Genomic DNA, 18,061 nt, shown 5'->3' with positions numbered 1-18,061 from the left:
CAGCTTTCGCCTTCTCCCATCCGATCCGTTCCGTCCAATACACCCATCCGCAAGCCACAACCGCCGCCATCCACGCCGACCGGCTCATTCCGGCAGGCAAAACAATCAGGATAGCTCCGACGCATATCCAGGCAAAATAGTGCATCCCCTTTTGAAACTTCAAAGCCGCCCACAGGCAAACCGGCAGCACGACCGCTAAGTACCCGCAGTAAGGCCCCGGATTAAAGAAAGAGCCCGTCAGCCGGAAAAGCGAATGGTTGGAATAGGCATAGCCATGCAATTGCTGCATTCCCCAGACGGCTTCGACCAGTCCGGTGAGCATTCCGACGAACAGAAAGAAAAAATTGAACTCCCGGTAAGCTGTCAATATATAACGTAGCAGAAACCAAAGAATAACCAACTGGCCTGTAAATATTAACTTTTCCGGTTCAGGATTGAGACTCCATTTATAAGTAATAAGAACAATTCCTGTAAAGGTTAATAATAAAAGATCCGAAGATGAAAAGGCAATGGCAGTTGCCCTTTTGGTTAACGCCACAAAGAATACGCAAACTGAAAAAAAGAGCATGACAAGATGAAACCAGCACATTTTTCCGATCACTAATCCGTTTACCAATTCCGTTGTGTGTATAAGCGGCGTGCAGAGCAGAAGTGTTCCGCCTGTGGAAAGCAGGAATATATGTAGCAGCTTTAAATTCATGATGCATTCTCTTTTGAAAAATTAATGTCGCAGGAAAATACTTGTTTCCCCTCTTTTATAAAGAATATTTGTTCTTCCTGTCCTTTTGTTAAGTTACGAAGCCAAAATATCGCCCCATGAGGTACGGTGAAATATAATTCTTTACTGCTTGCGATTTGCTGTCCTAAAGATTTCCATCCGTCCGGTCCATTCTGATAAAATAATTCATAACGATCTCCCGGTTCGATAAAATTATCATCATTCCGTGGGATAACCAGTATCTTTTTGATTTCAGTCACTTTTCCCAGGTCAAAGGTTAATGTCGCATTGTATTCTTTTGACATGAAGAAAGTTAGAGGGTTGCCATCCAGTACGCATTTGGCAGAGTATTGATCAGTAGGATACAATCCTTCTACATTGCGGTATAGCTGTAGAGGAATTGCTTGAGTCTCAGAAGTATCGCGGAAAACTGCAAATTCAGCCAGTTCCGACCGATGGTCAAGAGGTGAATTTAGGTGTAAATAACGGAATCGACACGGTTGGCCGATTGAAATGGCCTTGCGGTTCGTCAGGAGCGTATCGGTAAACCGGTATAACAGATGTTTTATGCCGGATACAGGCGAGTTGCTTCCTTCTATTGTCGCTCCTATCGTGTTTCGGTTCATATATTTAAAAAGATACTCCTGAAAAGGGTACTTCCTTTTTAAACAAGCCGTTTCCTGTTGTGCCGTATCCGGTTTGAAACAGATAATTCTTTGTTTGTCATAAACAAACGGATAATCATACGTTTCGATATTACCGTTCTTTGAGTATAAAAGCTGAAATACTATATCCGGTTCGATATTTTTGAAAACTGCATGCCCTTTTTCTATCTGTGCAATATCTACAGGTTCCCAGCTTCCGTTTTTGAATACACCGAGATATGCGTATTTACATCCTGAAACAGCTATAGGCAGAGAAATCTCATTCGATCCCGAATAATTATCCGTAACGTCCTTGACAAAACAGTTCCTGAAAAAAGGCAGCACAGCGTTATCTGCAGCCCATTTACTGAAACGTCCGTTTTGTATTCCATAACAATCCCTGTAGGCTTTCCCCTTCCGCCTGCCGTCATTGGTTACGGAACGTGCTATTTCATCTTTTGTATACCAGAAAGGATAGCATTGGCCTGTAGTATCTCTGACTACATTCCAGCAATGCCAGGTTCTCAGATCCGGTGAATAAATGTAATAGTCCGTTGTGATAGGAATACCGACCGATCGCATCGCATAAGTTGCCACATCGCAAGCATCCCTGCAATATCCTACCCGGGTAGTGAAAAGATAATCGCCTCCCAGATGGGGCAGGGAGAAATTTGTATTATAATAGAACCATTCTTTTTTGAGAACCTGGTTGACCGCACTGCATGCGTCGATAACATCCGTCCCTTTATAAAGGGAATCCAGCTTAGGAATATAGTGTTCGTAATATTTTTTTCGCCAGTTGCTCAAAGGCTCGTTGGCTATCCTGTAAGGGAGGATAAATTCGCAAAAGTCATCGAAAGAGAGATGCTTGTTCCACGGATATTTTTTCCAGACTTCAAAAGATAGGTCTATATTCTCGATCAGATAATCGGCAGTTATTATTTTGGAGTCATATATTTTTTCTCCGTTATAATGCGAATAGGAACTCCATTTATCCAGATGTTTTTTATCTATAATCAGCAAGTCTTCTCCGTAAACGGATTTTCTTTTGACGGCATCAGCCAAAATTTGTTTGATGGTGTCCTGTTGCCAACTTTCATAACCATAATGATAAGGCATATTCTCAATGAGAAAACGGGCTGCAGCCAATTTTTCAGGATTGTCGGAATAGTGGTCGAGCACCTTTTCCAATTCGCCTCTGTTATTTTCTGCAAATCGCAAGGCATATTCCAGCCGGTTACCCTTGTCAGGAGAACAAGAACTTGTTAGTACCATTATGGTGATATATATTATCAACTGTTTCATATACGATTGTCATTTGATATCGCAAGCAAATATTTGTTTGCCGTTTTGCATATAAAAGACTTGTTCTTCAGTCCCTTTTGTATGATTGTGTAACCAGAATAATGCATTTCGGGGTACTTGATAATGCAATTCGCTACTTGCTGCTATTTGTTTTCCCAAAGATTTCCATTTTTCTGAATTACTTCGATAAAATAGCTCGTAAGTATCGCCCTGCCAGATAAAATTGCCGTCATTACGAGGGATGAACATGAGTTTATTTACTTTTATCGATTTTCCAAGATCATAAGTGATATAATTTGTACTGTCATTTGAGATAAAAGAAGTCAGAGGATCTCCATCTGTTATATTTGTGATCGCAAACCTTTTGTTTGTATGGACGGGTTTGATCTCTCTGATTAGCGTCATCGGGACCGGTATAGAATCATGGATATTTTCATAAATAGATAGTTCTGCTATATCTACAGGTTTATCGGGGGCTGAAATAATATGAATATACCGGCCTTTTACAGGCGAATCGAAAGAGATAAGGTTCCGGTCTGTAACAACGGAGTCTTTTATTTTGTATAAAAGTCTTGTGTTAATAGCAGCCGGAGTGTCAGAGCATTCTATTCTTGCTTCCCGGACATTCGTGTTCATAGCCCGGGCAATATAGTCCCGTAACGGGTATTTTCTTTTGATGATAATGTTTTCAAGAATGGTTGTGTCCGGGGTAAAATATTGTACACCTTCTTTTATAAAAAGAAATGGATATCCTATCGGTTGTTGTATTCCATCTTGTTCTACGAAAGGTTGGTATATAAGATTGGGTTCCATATTTTTAAATACAGCTTGACTATTGGATGTAATAGCAAAATCTAAAGGTATCCATGAACCTTTATGGAATACGCCGAGAAATACCACTTCGTTTTTATTATATTCGTCCAGATGTAATACGATTTCATTTTTTCCGAAGTAGTTGTCAGTGACATCTTTTGAAAAAGGATGCCTAAGTGTCGCAGGAACGGCCTTTGAGACAGGAAGCCTGTTTTTTTGTAATCCAAAACAATCTCGAGTGATTTTCCCTTTTTTTCTGCCATCATCCTTCATATCCCGTGATGCTTCATAATCCGTATACAAAAAGGGAATGAACCGGCCGGTAGTATCGCGTACGACGTTCCAACTATGACCTCCCTGATATTCGGGAGAATAAACCATGTTATCCGTGGCGACAGGAATGCCGACTGCCCGCATTGCGTATAAACTTATGTCGCAAGTCTCTCTGCAATACCCAGCCCTGTTTTCTACTAAAAATAAAGCATCGAGATGCGGTATTTTGAATTGAGCATTGTAATAAAATCCCTCTTTCTTCAAAATTCTCACTAATGTGTTACAGGCTTCAATAACATCATTGCCTTTATACAATGAATCCAATAAAGGTGCATATCTATTATAATATGTGCATCTCCAATCGCTTAGCTTTTCATTTGCAATACGATAGGGAAGTATTAATTCACAAAAATCTTCGAAGCATAAATTTTTATTCCAAGGCCGTTCTTTCCATACTTTAAATGCCAAATCAATGTTCTTAATCAAGTAATCGGCAGTTATAGTTTGTACATCATGCTTTTTTTCTAAGGTATGGAACACATCTCGATTCATATTGACTTTCCGGTCTCTTATGATAAGACTTTTTACTCCAAAAACGCGTTTTTCCTTAAGAGCTTCTTTAATAATAGATTTGACGGTATCTAATTGTTTCCCGTCATATTCGTAATAATAAGGCATATTTTGAATTAAGAAATGAGCAGCCGCCAGTTTTTCCGGACTATTTTGATAATGTTTCAGCACTTTTTCTAACTCTTGTCTGTTTTCCTTGGCAAGCTCCAGGGCATATTCAAGTTGCTTGTCCTGATAAGAAGAACAGGCAGAGAGTAGTATCGTCAGAAAGATGAATATTTTTATGTTCATACGCTGTCTGTTAGTGTATAGTTTTAAAGAAACGTTCCCAACGGAATTTGCCTGTGTAGGGATCGACCGATTTCCAGATGAAAGCAGCTTTTCCTACAATATATTCTTCCGGTAGTACCCCCCAATAACGCGAATCCTGCGAGTTTTCCCCTTTATCTCCGGCCATGAAATAATAGTTTTTCTGAAAACAATAATCTTTTATAGGTTTGCCATTAAGGAAAACAGTTGAATCTTTATACTCTAATTTAGTTTTTTGCTCCCAAGAGATTAGTTTATGATACAACTGATAGTTCTTTGGGTTCATTGGTAGCCGATCACCTGTTTTAGGAATATAGAGCGGTCCGAAATTTTGAATATTCCAACCGATAATGGAATCATATGGAAAACAACGATATACACCATCCGGAAACTCTTCTGGCAAAGTCTGTCCGATCTTTTGTTGTGACTTGATGTTTCCGAGTGCCTCATCTATTCCTTCTACTCGAAATCGACCAGTCTTGATGGAAAGTGTGTCTCCCGGCAGTCCGATACATCGTTTGACATAGTACTTCAAAATGTGCATCTCGATCCTGTCCCAATTGTTTGGATGCGGAAAGTTGAAAACCAGCACATCATTCCTTTTGACTTTTCGAAATCCGGGAGTCCTGTGGATTTCGACTTGTTCCAACCGCAGCGTTGCATTCAGGTTGAAAAGCCTTGCTCCCAACGTAGGCTTCCAGATTAGGATAGCATCCCCTTCAATTAGCTCAGGTTCCATAGAGTCGCTGGGAATGCGGAAAGAGGAGAATAGAAAGATCTGGCAAAAGAACCATAACACGATAAGTATGGAACTTATTAATATTAAGTCCACAACCTTGTTGAGCATCCTGTTTATAAATTTCATATTCTCTTTTCTTGATGCAATTATGTTTTATGATTCATACTAATCAGGAAGTTCGCATTTAACAATCATAAAGTCAGGATTTACAACGATAGCATAAACTGCATTGTTTTTGATATCTGCGGCGATACGTAAAACCGGCATATCCAGATCGACTATTTTTCTTAAATTAGATTTGTAGTCATAAAGAAAAAGGGTTTGGGGAAGTTTGGTAAAGTCACGTCCGACTTTTGCTTCATTGGTCGGATCCGTCTGGTAGTCACGTTGTAAAGTGACTATGTAATCTTTTGTAAGTGCCAGTTCCACGCTCCCTTTCTTTTTTTTGTCAAGGACAATTTTATTCTCTGAAATGGAATAGTCCAAATCTCCTTTTTGTTCCCAAAGCAATTCAAATTTATCCTTTTCTTTTTTGTAAGCGGCCATATAAGGAAATGAGATCGTTGAATAGATAAGAATATTTTTATCCGGATTATATGCTATATTTCCTTGTGAAACATTATAGTTATTGTCTATTTCATTTCCGAAAGGGTATTTTCCGAAACTATGACTATTTGCTGTTTGAAAAGGAAATGAGGATTGAGGATCGAATGAAATGAAATCATCATTGTTGATTTTTATCAATCTTGTCAGCCCTTTTGTTTTTTTATTAAAGATGGAACATGATGGTTCTTGACCTTTTTTTACATCATCAATGGCATAGATTGCCATTTTGTCGTTATTCATATCATAGACAATCAGCTCATTATCGGTAGAAAGGCTAAATGCCGGAGTTATAAATTCTTTTGGCCCATTTCCTACATTCACAATTTTCCCGATTTCTTCTTGAGTTTTTAAATTGACAATGTGGGCTTGATCTTCGGATGTGAGCGGATCAGTCCAGATTACAAACTCATTACAGACCATTAACGTCCCCGGCATCCGGCTTTCTATGCTGTCATAGACTATAGTCGGTTCCATTGTGATACGTTCAGTTTCTATACTTTTATTATATGAACAAGCAGATAATAATAAAAGGCTGAATTGTAACAATAAAATAACTGTTTTCATAATATTGAATAATATTTAAAAGAGAGAGTGTCAAGAAACCGAATCTTGACACACTCTCTATAGTTTTATTTAGGGTCTTGTGGATGAAGCATATGTATGGGTATTCCCGTCCTTGCCATGACATGTTGTATTTTCCCATACTGCATAACAACCTGTTTTTTCATAAAATTCATCATCGGTTTCTCCTAATGCCAAAGCCTCGACATTTTCCAATGCTAAGTCAGAAAGTTGAACCTCATTTGTATTTTGCTGGTAGTTCCAACCTGCTGCTGCGGCGATCGCTGCAAAAGCGATTACGCCGATGATTTTCTTTCCCATGTTTCTCTTTAATTATAATTGATATTCTATCACATGAAATTCAGGATTATCACTTAATCCATACAATTTATTTGTCGTAGGATTGATTGTAAAGGTGAAAATAGGCGAATCCAATGTATATCGTTGTAGAGGATTTCCTTTATCGTCAAATACTAAAAGTTGATCTTTTAGATATTTGTGGTTTTCACGATTAAAATAGATCCCAGAGTATAAAACATATACTCTCCCATTTATGGATAAAGGTGAAAAATATGCATCTCGTGATTGCCCTGAAACAGAATTAACATGAACTGATTCATCTTGAATAGTCTGTTTGATTACTGGAAAAAACAAATCAGGACCTTGTATTCTTTTTTTTAAATTGCCATATATATCATATAGCTCTATTAAATCTGTTTGTTTATAAAAAAGGAAGATCCCATTTTTATCCGGAGACAGGGTCGCATAACAGGAAAGTCCTTCTATTTTTTCAAAAGGGGTCAATATCTCTCCATATTCCGGGTATTCACCTTTTGTTTCTATAAATTTGCCTTCTGAGTCGTAGAATGATAAACGCTTTTGAGTACTATTATAAGCTGTTGTCATAAAATGGTGATTGGGTAAAATAACGATATTTCCAAAAAGATCAGGCAGCATAACTTCTTTTATTGCTGTTGGTGATATAGTATCTGAAAATAAGATGTCTTTTTTACGATAAGCAGATATGAATGGTCTTTGTGCATCTGATAGCCATAATAGGCTGTCAGATGATTGTATTTGTTGTATATGAAGAAATTCTCCAGGGCCATTTCCAAAAGAAATAGATGTGTTAACTTTCTCTCCTGTATTAACATTATACATATGCAATATATGTTCATCCATATCTTCTTTTAGAATAAGGATTGAATCTTCTATATGTAATGCTGTCGGACGCATTACCTCTTTAGAAAATTGAAGATCAGTGCCTTTAATCTCGCCTTTATCCAAGAAATCTGTCAATTTGAAAGATATGCAATTCTCATAAACTCCTTTGTTGTTACAAGAACAAAATGTAATAAAAATACATATACTGATAAATTTTGCAATTTTCATAACCTTTATTTTTTAATTGGCTATATAATATACTATTATGTAACGATTTAACTTTGACGTGATGAGATCTTTTTCATTCGGATCCAATTTCCCGTCATGCAAAAAGGATTTTAATGTTTTTTGTTTGATCCTATCTTCTATATCAGCCTCATATATGATCAATAACGGAATCTCTTTATTGTAAATCATCTCTTTGGTATAGTCGAAAAACTTATAGTCGAAATATTTGTTCAAATCAGTTGTTACTTTTTCTCGAAGAGACATGGAGCCAGATCTATAAAAAGAGAAAATTTTCACATGTCGACAATTTGATGTATCCGGAGTCAAGATCCAAGACACAGTACTTCCTTTTTTCGGATAAGCAAATTCAGTCAGTTCAAATTCATCTGGTATATGTTTTTGATCCACGTATTCCTTTGTGTAGATTTTGTAGTTGGTTTTTTCTTTAGTCGCTTTATTACTGATAGTTCTACTTTCACTATTGAAAGACGGACTATCTACGAACTTTCCATTGTTAGGGGTTGTCGTACGGCGAACACCTTTGGATGGAAATAGATTTTGCCCCCATGTGACGAAGGGAAACAATAATAATATGATGATTAATTTCATGGTATATTTATTTTAGAAAGTGCTGAAGAGGCTCCTTCAGTCACTTTCTTTATTCGACACGTTTTATCCTCTCATGTTTGGACAAACTTTTATTAAATTTCCCCAAATGGATGAATATACATTACAGGTACTACTAAAATCAACAATACAACCATAATAAGTACAATTTCCCCAATCTGTTTCGCCTTGGGCTAACGCTTCCGCATTAGCTAATGCTAAATCTGACAGCGGCACTTCATTTCTACTCTGATTGTAATTCCAGCCGGCAGCCACTGCTATTGCTACTAAAAGTGCTGCTCCAAGTATACGCTTTTTCATTTTCGTATTTTGTTTTATCTTTTTCGATTCAGTAAATTCCTTATCTTTGCTCATCCTTTTTTGAAGCATCAAGATAGTCGAATGATGTACTGAACTTGCATCATTCTGTTTTGTCTGGTTTATATTACCATCATACACCTCCTTTCTAAGGGGTTTCGGGGAGCTTGCCGTCGTAGTTTCTGAGGCTTTTCAGGCAGGCTCCCTTTCGTTCAATTACTGAACTTGCCCTCTTATTTTTACTTTGACAGGACTTGCTGTGTTACATTTAATTGTGACGATTTCATCGAAGAAGCCTGTGTCTTTCGGTGTCATCCTGACTTCAATACGAAGCCGCTCTCCCGGCTTCGCTGGGCGTTTGTCATAGTTTGCAGTCGTACAACCGCAAGTGGTACTGATATCCAATATGACAAGGGGATTGTCTCCCGTGTTTTCTATTTCAAAAACAGCCGTTTTCTCTTCGGATTTCGAAAATGCGCCGAAGTCTACTTCGCTGTTTATGACTTTTGCCGTCGTTTTGATCCGGTCGCGATCCTGCGATGTTTTCCCGGTAATCTGTTTCAAATATAAATCTTTAACGGCCAAGTTATGCACCGGATTGCCAATCACTTTCACTTTGTTTTCCCGGTCTAACAGGAATGTCTGAAATGTAATATCTTGTGGAAATTTGTTCAACTTGTCCAATCGGCTGTCCCGATCGATACAGACCGGACGGTCGAAGTTGTCGCGTTTCAGGATGTATCGCAACTCTTTGTCGTCTTTCGACTGGAAGACGAAGATGAACGGGATGTTGCTGTTTGTTGTCGAATCGACATGGGCGATCAATTCTTTCCATTTCGGCAGTTGTAATTTGCAACTGGTGCAACCTGTTGAATCGACATAAATCAACACTTTATATTCTGCATCGGGTATCCGGTATTCCACCTGTTCGGTTACGAAACGGGTGAAAGCCATATCCTGCGGAAACACGATCTCTTTTCCTTGCCATTCCTGAACCAGACGGGCAAATTGATCTTTCTTATCTTCTTTACAAGAGGTTAACAAAAAGAATATAGATAATATGTATAACAGTGGTTTCATCTATTGTTATATTTTAAATTCCATGATCGGCTCGTCACTTTCTACACATGTGGCGATGATTGTCTTTGTTTTTTCGTTTATATCGATTCCGTATATGGGTTTATCTAAGGTGTATTTTTGTATGGGATTTCCTTTCAGGTCGAATACATATATATAACGTCCTCCGTCTTCCGGCTTTTCACCTCGTTGGTGAGAAGCTAATTTATCCTTGAAATGTACACCTTGGAATACACTGTAAATGTGTTGGTCTGTGACAACAATATCGCTGAATCCCATAATTCCGGTAGGGAAGCCTTCGCCTTTTACATTTTTAAATTGGGGTTCACCGTTTGGACCGTATAATACGGTATGGGTATTTTCTTTGGTGTTGTATATTTCGATGGATTCTCCTAATTGAGTGACCATTGCCAATATACCATTATGAGGGTTGTAATCAATAAAGCTACGCCATGCCTGGGCCAATGCCGGACGATTTTCCGATGCAAAATCTTTTTCAGAGGGGATTTTACCGATGCTTTTGATAGGTTTACCACTGTAGTCGACTTGCCAGTAGCGGTGTTCGCCTAAATAGTCTGGGATCAGAAAACAGGAGTCTGTAGCATAAAAATCCAATGAACGAATCAGTTTTTTATCTAATGGTATAACTTCCTGTCTTGTTGCCGAGCGGTTTTCAACAGAGATAGCCCAGCGTGATATTTGCATTTTGTTTGCATCGAGGGCATATATTGAATCGGGTGAATTGAATTGAAATGTTTCAGCAGAAAGCATTTCTTCCGGCCCTTCTCCCCGTTTTCCGAAAGAAACGATATGTTTCCAATTAGGGTATGTGAAAGCATGAAAATAGTAATCGGCATTATGCAAATCCATTACAATAGCCATACTGTCTTTAGCCGCTACCCGGAATGGGTAGCGGAAAAGAGCAGTATCCAGTTCGATAACCCGCGCACTTATTGCCTTTTCATTGGGAAAAGTTGAATATCGGGGATAGTAAGTACCGGGGGAATCGGTACAGGAGATTATCGCACTGATACCTATTAATAATATGTATGCAAAACGTTTCATGGTTATTCTAAACTGTACCCTGAAATTTTGTATTCAACATGGTAACCTCGGCAATCAACAGAACCTCTGCCGAAACAATCGGTATTCCCTTCGTCCTCGCCATTGGCCAATGCCTCAATGTTCTGAAATGCCAACTGGTTTAAAGCCATTGTTTCACGGTTGTTCAACAAACAGTAGGCTGCCAATAAACAGCTTACTGTGAAAATCAGTTTTAATAGTGTTTTCTTTTTCATGACTGTATTTTTTTATTTCTGCAAAAGTAATCCATAAGGTCTAAAAACAACTCATGAAATCTGGAAACACTTTGATGTTTCCGCTAAATATTTCCGAAATGTTTCCAGTGTACTGATTCTGATCGCTTATTTTTACTATTTTTGTTCTATAAATGAAGCGGAGATGAAAAAGAACAGGCCAATTATTATTCTTTTAGTAATGCTGATTTTAACAGTGTTGGTTGTGTTTTTGTCTTGTCGGTATGTTACACAAGTCAAAAATGGGCAGATTTTAAAAACTGTTTATCTCTTTAATCTGGCTACTGATAAGGAAAAAGAGCTTACGCAGTCGGAGTTTGTTTCCTTTTCGGAATCAAATGTTAGTCCTTCTTCATCTGTCATTATCGAAACTGAAAAAGGAAAAGCCATATATAAAAGAGATGAGAAGACGGATAGTCTCACATTGTCTCATAGAAGGGAGTGGAATTACCAGATGTACTTAGCCTTTAAAAATCCTAATCGTGCCTTTACCCTTGACAGTCTTTTTCAAGAAGAATTAAAAAATGAGAACATAGTCGCTCAGACTGCTGTCTCTTTTTTCCAAGGTGACAGCCTTGTCAGTTGCTCGAATGAATCATTATGCCAGGCAGGAATTGCTTTAGATCCTCTTGTCTTTGGAGCAGAGCATGATCCGAGGCAAATAAAATTACAGGCGTATGTTCTGTTTCCCTGTTCCTATTTGATTAGTCAGCTGCCTTTAATCTGGGGGTTGATATTATTATGGCTTGTTCCTGTTATATTCATGTATATATGGCAACGGCACAAAAGGGTGGAGTATAAAGTAGTCGTTAATCCTGTTACACCAATACCGGCAATGATCTCTTCGGATGCATCGGAGTGGATAGAGATAGCGCCGGATGTCTTTTTCAATAAGAAAACGAGAGGACTAAAAGACCGGGATCATGAAGTTTGCTTGACGAGAAACCAATCACTCGCTTTTACCTGCTTTTTAGAAGCACCGGATCATACTGTCAGTTACCACGTTTTTTGTAAAGAGGTGTTAGGGCGGCCTTTGAACGAAGATAAATCGACAGAAGAAAATAAGAAGTTGAATCAAGCGATAAGGAAATCTATGGCCCAAACAATTCAGCGTATGCGAAAAGATTTGAAGGATTTTCCGGGGTTGTCAATCGAAAATACTTCCGGTTTGTGTTATCGGCTGAATATTAAAAATTCATTCTCCTAATCCGAGATGCGATCCTAAAGAAGCCTGAGAAACAGGATTTTTTCATTATTTAAAATATATGTTAAAGCATACAATATCCCCTGCTAAAATAAGAATATTAGACACAGGCTTGTATCTCAGCATTTTACCAAACGCCTTGTTTCTTAAAAAATATTACCCCCGCGTGTAATTTGAAAAATATGGGGTAGAAAATCAAAATAGATGCGGTAGAGTTTCGATTTGGACCAATGGGTATTAAGACAAACCGCACAATAAGGGATGGAATGACAATAAGTTTTATTTTTAAGAGAAACCGACCGGACACTGAACCGGTAAAAATACCGGAGAAAGCCTGGGGATATTGTAAAAAACGCCTATAGAAACAAGAAAAAAGCTGTCAAAACCACCTTTCCAAAAGGTCTCTCCAGCAGCGTCAAAAAACATTTCCAGAGGTGTTTTCCGTGAGGTGCGCAGAAAATTTCCGTGGCGACCGTCTTCATTGCTCTGAAGTGCGCAGTTCACCCTGCATGAAGACGGTCGTCATGGCAACGAAGACGGTCGCCAGCGCGATGAAGACGGTCGTCACGGGAAAGGGCTGCCGGATCCCCTGAGACCGGGCTCTTTATACGCTCCATATTCCTGTACCATCCCCAAGCCGGACCCGGATATTCGACTCTCCGGAAGTTAAGGTTTACCGGATTGTCAGGGAAAACAAGATCCGGATTGACAAAAACACATGTACCGGAAACGAACCGCGCAGACGTGCTGCCTGCACGTCACAAAATGTTCCGGCCCGCTTACAAAAAGACACCCCGAAAAGGTTCGGTTTTCGGGGTGAAATAGGAAAAACAGGGGTTATTGTAAAATCCGCATCATCCTTTTCAGAAGATTCCTCCCTTATACATATCGTTGAAGTTCGTATGTTGCCCTTCCAACTTCTGAGCTTCGTCGCCTTCGGGGTTCAGTTCGATGGATTTTTTCAGGTCTTCGAAGGCGCCTTCCTTGTCGCCTTTCAGGTTCTTGGCGCGGCCCCGCTCGGCGTATGCTTTGCCGAAATCGGGTTTCAGGTCGATCGCTTCGTCAAAGAAAGTGATGGCTTCGTCCAGACGTTCCTGCGTGATCAGGAGCTGGCCGACGAGCAGCGTCGCTTCGTCATTGAACGGATTCAGCTCCAACACATTCTGGTAATCGGCCGCAGCAGCGTCGATATTACCCATCGCTTCATGGATACGGCCTCTCAACAGGTAGGACGTTTCTTCTTCCGGAGCCAACACGATTGCTTTTTCCACATCGGGAAGCGCTTCGGTTGCCTGTTTCATCGACAGCAATATCTGGGCACGCATCAGATAGGCATCCGTGAAATCTTCTTTCAGGGTTATCGCTTTCGTCAGGTCGGCAATAGCCCCCAGCGGATCGGAAGTCGTCCGCTTCGCCTTTCCCATCAGGAACCAGGCCAGATGGTTCGCCTCTTCCAGTTCAAGAATATGCCGGCAATCGGCAATCACATCCACATCTTTGTCCAGCATGAAAAGCACGCTCACCCTTGTCAGAAGCGTATTGATATGGTCCGGTTCAAGCTCCACCATGCGGTTCAGCACTTCGAGCGCTTCATCCGCCTTATTCGCCGTCGTATAGGCGGCAACCAGATAAGTCATTGTCTCGAAGTCTTCCTGCAGGTTCAACGCTTCGGTAAAACATTTAATGGCATACGCCACCTGGCCTATTTTCTGGGCGCGCACGCCGTCGTATTTCAGAATATCGAATTTTTTCTGATCGTTCTTGCTTTTTTCTTCTTCGGGCGTCGCAGCCTTGGAGGAAGAGAATAGTGATTTAAAGAAGTTTCCCATGATTTAATTACAAATTGTTTTCAGGGAGGCAAAGATACGAAAAATCCGAACCTTTTTCATATTTTTTATGAAGAATCTATAAGTGAATTTCGGACATTTTTCTAATTTTGTACCAGAATTTTTAACTTGGGAGAGATTGTGCCAGCCACACCAACCGCACGCTTTCCCGTCAATTAATGAGTATGGAAAACTTAGAAACTGGACTTTTGTTAATGGTTGTAGGAATGACCACTGTTTTTGCAATCCTGCTGATCGTTATCAATCTTGGGAAGGGCCTGATCGTACTGGTAAACAAATATGCGCCCGAAGAGACTCTTGTAAAAAAACAAGTAGCAACACAAAGACAAGTGGTTACATCCACACCGGTTGCCGGCATTACGAACCAGACTACCGCCGCTATCGTATCGGCCGTTAGTGTCATGACCGGCGGAAAAGGGAAAGTCGTTAAGATCGAGAAATTATAAGAGTACTTATACATATATTATATCATGAAAAGAGAAATCAAATTTAGTTTGGTCTTCCGTGACATGTGGCAATCTGCCGGAAAATATGTCCCCACCGTAGACCAGCTAACACGGGTAGCGCCAGCCATTATCGAGATGGGCTGCTTCGCCCGCGTAGAGACCAATGGCGGAGGATTCGAACAAGTTAATTTATTATTCGGCGAAAACCCAAACAGAGCCGTACGCGAATGGACGAAACCGTTCCACGAAGCCGGCATACAAACCCACATGCTGGACCGTGCGTTGAACGGCCTGCGCATGAGTCCCGTGCCTGACGACGTTCGCCAGTTATTCTACCAGGTAAAGAAAGCACAGGGAACAGATATCGCCCGTACATTCTGCGGACTGAACGATGTCCGCAACATTGCTCCTTCCATCAAATACGCGAAAGCGGCAGGGATGATCTCGCAATGCTCGTTGTGCATCACCCACTCTCCTATCCATACGGTCGAATACTACACCAAGATGGCAATGGAACTGATCGAACTGGGGGCAGACGAAATCTGCATCAAGGACATGGCCGGCATCGGCCGCCCGCATTCCTTAGGGCAGATCGTCGCGAACATCAAAGCCAAGCATCCGGAAATCCCGGTCCAGTACCACAGCCATGCCGGTCCCGGATTCAACGTGGCTTCGATCCTGGAAGTATGCAACGCCGGTTGCGATTACATCGACGTAGGCATGGAACCGCTTTCATGGGGCACAGGCCATGCGGACTTGCTGACCGTGCAGGCGATGTTGAAAGACGCCGGTTACAAAGTGCCGGAAATCAACATGGAGGCTTATATGAAAGTCCGCAGCCTGATCCAGGAGTTCATGGATGACTTCCTCGGCTTGTACATCAGCCCGAAGAACCGCCTGATGAATTCGTTGCTGATCGGCCCGGGACTGCCGGGCGGCATGATGGGAAGCCTCATGTCCGATCTCGAAAAGAACCTGGAGACAATCAACAAGAGCAATATCAAGAACAACAAGCCGCTCATGAGCCAGGACCAGTTGTTGATCAAGCTGTTCGACGAAGTGGCATACGTCTGGCCGCGCGTCGGCTATCCTCCATTGGTTACGCCGTTCAGCCAGTATGTCAAGAACCTGGCGCTTATGAACGTGATGCAGATGGAAAAAGGGAAAGCCCGCTGGAGCATGATCGCCGACGATATCTGGGACATGATCTTAGGCAAGGCCGGACGCCTGCCGGGACCGTTAGCCCCCGAAATCATCGAAAAAGCGAAAGCCGAAGGACGCAAATTCTTCGAAGGGAACCCGCAGGACAACTATCCTGACGCGCTCGACAAGTATCGCAAACTGATGAACGAGAAGCAATGGGAAACAGGCGAAGACGACGAAGAACTGTTTGAATACGCCATGCACCCGGCACAATACGAAGCCTATCGTTCGGGAAAAGCCAAAGTGGAATTCAAAGCCGACGTAGCCAAGAAAAGATCTGAAAAACAGACGGCTGCACACCCGGCTGCCACTCCTGCCGCATCCGCACCGGCTGCCCCTGCCAGCGTAACAATGGCTATGCCGACAACACCGCAAGTAATGACTGTCGACGTAAACGGTCAAGCCTACAAGGTTACCGTCGCATTCGGAGATACAACAAATGCCGCCCCGGCAGAAACACAGGCTGCTCCTGCTGCCACATCCGCCCCCGCTGCCGCTCCGGCCGGTTCCGGCAAAGAAGTGCTCTCGCCGCTGGAAGGTAAATTCTTCCTGGTGAAAGGAGCTTCCGACACGCCTGTAAAAGTGGGAGATGTCGTAAAGGAAGGCGATGTGCTTTGCTATGTGGAAGCCATGAAGACATATAATGCCGTACGTGCTGAATTCGGCGGGACAGTCACTGCGATCTGCTTAGCTGCCGGTGACGCGGTTTCTGAAGATGACGTATTAATGACGATACAGGAATGAACGAGATATTTCAAAATCTGTATGAGATGACTGCGTTCAGCAATATCATTGCTGAACCGCAGTTTCTGATCATGTATGCCATTGCGTTCATACTGCTTTATTTAGGTATAAAAAAACAGTATGAACCGTTATTGCTCGTACCGATCGCATTCGGCGTGTTGCTTGCCAACTTCCCCGGAGGCGATATGGGTGTGATACAGGCTGACGAAAACGGCCTGATCAACGTGCATGGCGTCATGAAGAACATCTGGGAAATGCCGCTTCATGACATTGCGCATGAGTTGGGGCTGATGAACTTCATCTACTACATGCTGATCAAGACCGGGTTCCTTCCTCCTATCATCTTTATGGGTGTGGGAGCATTGACGGATTTCGGGCCGATGCTGCGCAACCTTCGCTTGTCCATCTTCGGAGCGGCTGCCCAGTTGGGTATTTTCACCGTGCTGCTGGTTGCCATCCTGATGGGATTCACTCCTAAGGAAGCAGCTTCTTTAGGTATTATCGGAGGCGCGGACGGACCGACCGCCATCTTCACGACCATCAAACTGGCTCCGCACCTGTTAGGGCCGATCGCCATTGCCGCTTATTCGTATATGGCGCTGGTTCCGGTCATCATCCCGTTGGTAGTCAAACTGTTTTGTTCGAAGAAAGAACTGTCCATCAATATGAAGGAGCAGGAAAAGAAATACCCGTCCACGACGGAGATCAAGAACCTGCGCGTCCTGAAGATCATCTTCCCGATTGTGGTGACTACGGTCGTGGCCCTGTTCGTCCCGAGCGCGGTTCCTTTGATCGGCATGTTGATGTTCGGTAACCTGGTAAAGGAGATCGGAACCAATACATTCCGCCTGTTCGATGCTGCTTCGAACAGCATTATGAACGCAGCGACCATCTTCTTAGGATTATCGGTCGGTGCAACCATGACGGCCGAAGCATTCCTGAACTTCACGACAATCGGCATCGTGGTCGGAGGCTTCCTTGCGTTCGCCCTTTCCATTGCAGGCGGTATCTTCTTCGTCAAGCTATTCAACCTCTTTACGAAGAAAAAGATCAATCCGCTGATCGGAGCGACCGGGCTGAGCGCCGTACCGATGGCTTCCCGCGTCGCAAATGAAATCGCACTGAAATACGATCCCAAGAACCATGTACTTCAATATTGCATGGCCAGCAACATTTCCGGCGTTATCGGTTCTGCCGTAGCCGCCGGCGTATTGATCTCATTCTTAGGATAATTTCAAACACGGATTATATTCAGGCACGGATTTCACGGATTTACACGGATAAATTTATTTTCTTTCCGCGTTTTCCGTGAAATCCGTGCTTAATTTAACATCTACCTGCAAATTATTTGCTTCCGAATGCTGTAATCC

General features: G+C 41.8%; 15 protein-coding genes and 3 pseudogenes. 5 read left to right on the top strand and 13 right to left on the bottom strand.

Going from position 1 to position 18,061, the window contains the following annotated elements:
* The 12 genes and pseudogenes from H8S65_RS15160 to H8S65_RS15105 all read right to left on the bottom strand — a co-directional run.
* A pseudogene (locus H8S65_RS15160) lies at nt 1-700 on the bottom strand (O-antigen ligase family protein); the annotation flags it as partial.
* Nucleotides 697-2,667 carry a transglutaminase domain-containing protein gene (locus H8S65_RS15155; RefSeq protein ID WP_186930741.1) on the bottom strand — a complete coding sequence of 657 codons (1,971 nt, stop codon included), beginning with the start codon at nt 2,665-2,667 and terminating at the stop codon, nt 697-699. The gene H8S65_RS15155 and the pseudogene H8S65_RS15160, both read right to left, overlap by 4 nt.
* Nucleotides 2,668-2,676: 9 nt before the next feature.
* Nucleotides 2,677-4,614, bottom strand: coding sequence for a discoidin domain-containing protein (locus H8S65_RS15150; protein ID WP_186930740.1), 1,938 nt, complete (start codon nt 4,612-4,614; stop codon nt 2,677-2,679).
* A 10-nt stretch (nt 4,615-4,624) separates the two neighbouring features.
* Nucleotides 4,625-5,497, bottom strand: coding sequence for a signal peptidase I (gene lepB / locus H8S65_RS15145; protein WP_186930739.1), 873 nt, complete (start codon nt 5,495-5,497; stop codon nt 4,625-4,627).
* Nucleotides 5,498-5,536: 39 nt separating this feature from the next.
* On the bottom strand, nt 5,537-6,541 hold the full coding sequence (locus H8S65_RS15140) for a hypothetical protein (protein ID WP_186930738.1): 1,005 nt from the start codon (nt 6,539-6,541) through the stop codon (nt 5,537-5,539).
* Nucleotides 6,542-6,610: 69 nt separating this feature from the next.
* A complete protein-coding gene (locus H8S65_RS21120) occupies nt 6,611-6,859 on the bottom strand; it encodes an NVEALA domain-containing protein (protein ID WP_255489242.1) in 249 nt (82 codons plus the stop codon).
* Between the two features lie 12 nt (nt 6,860-6,871).
* Nucleotides 6,872-7,930, bottom strand: coding sequence for a BF3164 family lipoprotein (locus tag H8S65_RS15130; RefSeq protein WP_005646814.1), 1,059 nt, complete (start codon nt 7,928-7,930; stop codon nt 6,872-6,874).
* Nucleotides 7,931-7,942: 12 nt separating this feature from the next.
* Entirely contained in the window at nt 7,943-8,539 is a 597-nt protein-coding gene (locus H8S65_RS15125; protein WP_005637767.1) for a hypothetical protein, read from the bottom strand.
* A gap of 63 nt (nt 8,540-8,602) precedes the next feature.
* Complete coding sequence (locus tag H8S65_RS15120; protein WP_436277883.1) at nt 8,603-8,911, bottom strand: NVEALA domain-containing protein; 309 nt, start codon at nt 8,909-8,911, stop codon at nt 8,603-8,605.
* Between the two features lie 159 nt (nt 8,912-9,070).
* A complete protein-coding gene (locus tag H8S65_RS15115) occupies nt 9,071-9,934 on the bottom strand; it encodes a DUF1573 domain-containing protein (protein WP_186930737.1) in 864 nt (287 codons plus the stop codon).
* Nucleotides 9,935-9,940: 6 nt separating this feature from the next.
* Nucleotides 9,941-10,996 carry a BF3164 family lipoprotein gene (locus H8S65_RS15110; RefSeq protein ID WP_186930736.1) on the bottom strand — a complete coding sequence of 352 codons (1,056 nt, stop codon included), beginning with the start codon at nt 10,994-10,996 and terminating at the stop codon, nt 9,941-9,943.
* A 2-nt stretch (nt 10,997-10,998) separates the two neighbouring features.
* Nucleotides 10,999-11,229, bottom strand: coding sequence for an NVEALA domain-containing protein (locus H8S65_RS15105; protein ID WP_186930735.1), 231 nt, complete (start codon nt 11,227-11,229; stop codon nt 10,999-11,001).
* Between the two features lie 163 nt (nt 11,230-11,392).
* On the opposite strand from H8S65_RS15105, the gene H8S65_RS15100 reads away from it, so the two are divergent.
* Nucleotides 11,393-12,454 (top strand): hypothetical protein, encoded by a 1,062-nt coding sequence (locus H8S65_RS15100; RefSeq protein WP_186930734.1) that lies wholly within the window; start codon nt 11,393-11,395, stop codon nt 12,452-12,454.
* 860 nt (nt 12,455-13,314) lie between these two features.
* On the opposite strand, the gene H8S65_RS15095 is transcribed toward H8S65_RS15100, so the two are convergent.
* Nucleotides 13,315-14,280, bottom strand: a complete 966-nt coding sequence (locus tag H8S65_RS15095; RefSeq protein WP_186930733.1) for a tetratricopeptide repeat protein — start codon at nt 14,278-14,280, stop codon at nt 13,315-13,317.
* Nucleotides 14,281-14,462: 182 nt separating this feature from the next.
* Between H8S65_RS15095 and H8S65_RS15090 the strand changes: the two genes are divergently transcribed.
* The 4 genes and pseudogenes from H8S65_RS15090 to H8S65_RS15080 all read left to right on the top strand — a co-directional run bounded on the left by H8S65_RS15090 (nt 14,463) and on the right by H8S65_RS15080 (nt 17,923).
* Nucleotides 14,463-14,744, top strand: coding sequence for an OadG family protein (locus H8S65_RS15090; RefSeq protein ID WP_186930732.1), 282 nt, complete (start codon nt 14,463-14,465; stop codon nt 14,742-14,744).
* Between the two features lie 24 nt (nt 14,745-14,768).
* Nucleotides 14,769-16,301 (top strand): annotated as a pseudogene (locus tag H8S65_RS15085) (hydroxymethylglutaryl-CoA lyase-like TIM-barrel protein); the annotation flags it as partial.
* A 21-nt stretch (nt 16,302-16,322) separates the two neighbouring features.
* Nucleotides 16,323-16,691, top strand: a pseudogene (locus tag H8S65_RS21405) (acetyl-CoA carboxylase biotin carboxyl carrier protein); the annotation flags it as partial.
* A complete protein-coding gene (locus H8S65_RS15080) occupies nt 16,688-17,923 on the top strand; it encodes a sodium ion-translocating decarboxylase subunit beta (protein WP_186930730.1) in 1,236 nt (411 codons plus the stop codon). The pseudogene H8S65_RS21405 and the gene H8S65_RS15080, both read left to right, overlap by 4 nt.
* Nucleotides 17,924-18,061 lie beyond the last annotated feature (138 nt).

Source organism: Parabacteroides hominis (genome assembly GCF_014287585.1).
Taxonomy (GTDB): domain Bacteria; phylum Bacteroidota; class Bacteroidia; order Bacteroidales; family Tannerellaceae; genus Parabacteroides; species Parabacteroides hominis.
Note: the sequence above shows the minus strand (reverse complement) of the source record. Positions and strands in the feature narration are given on the sequence as shown.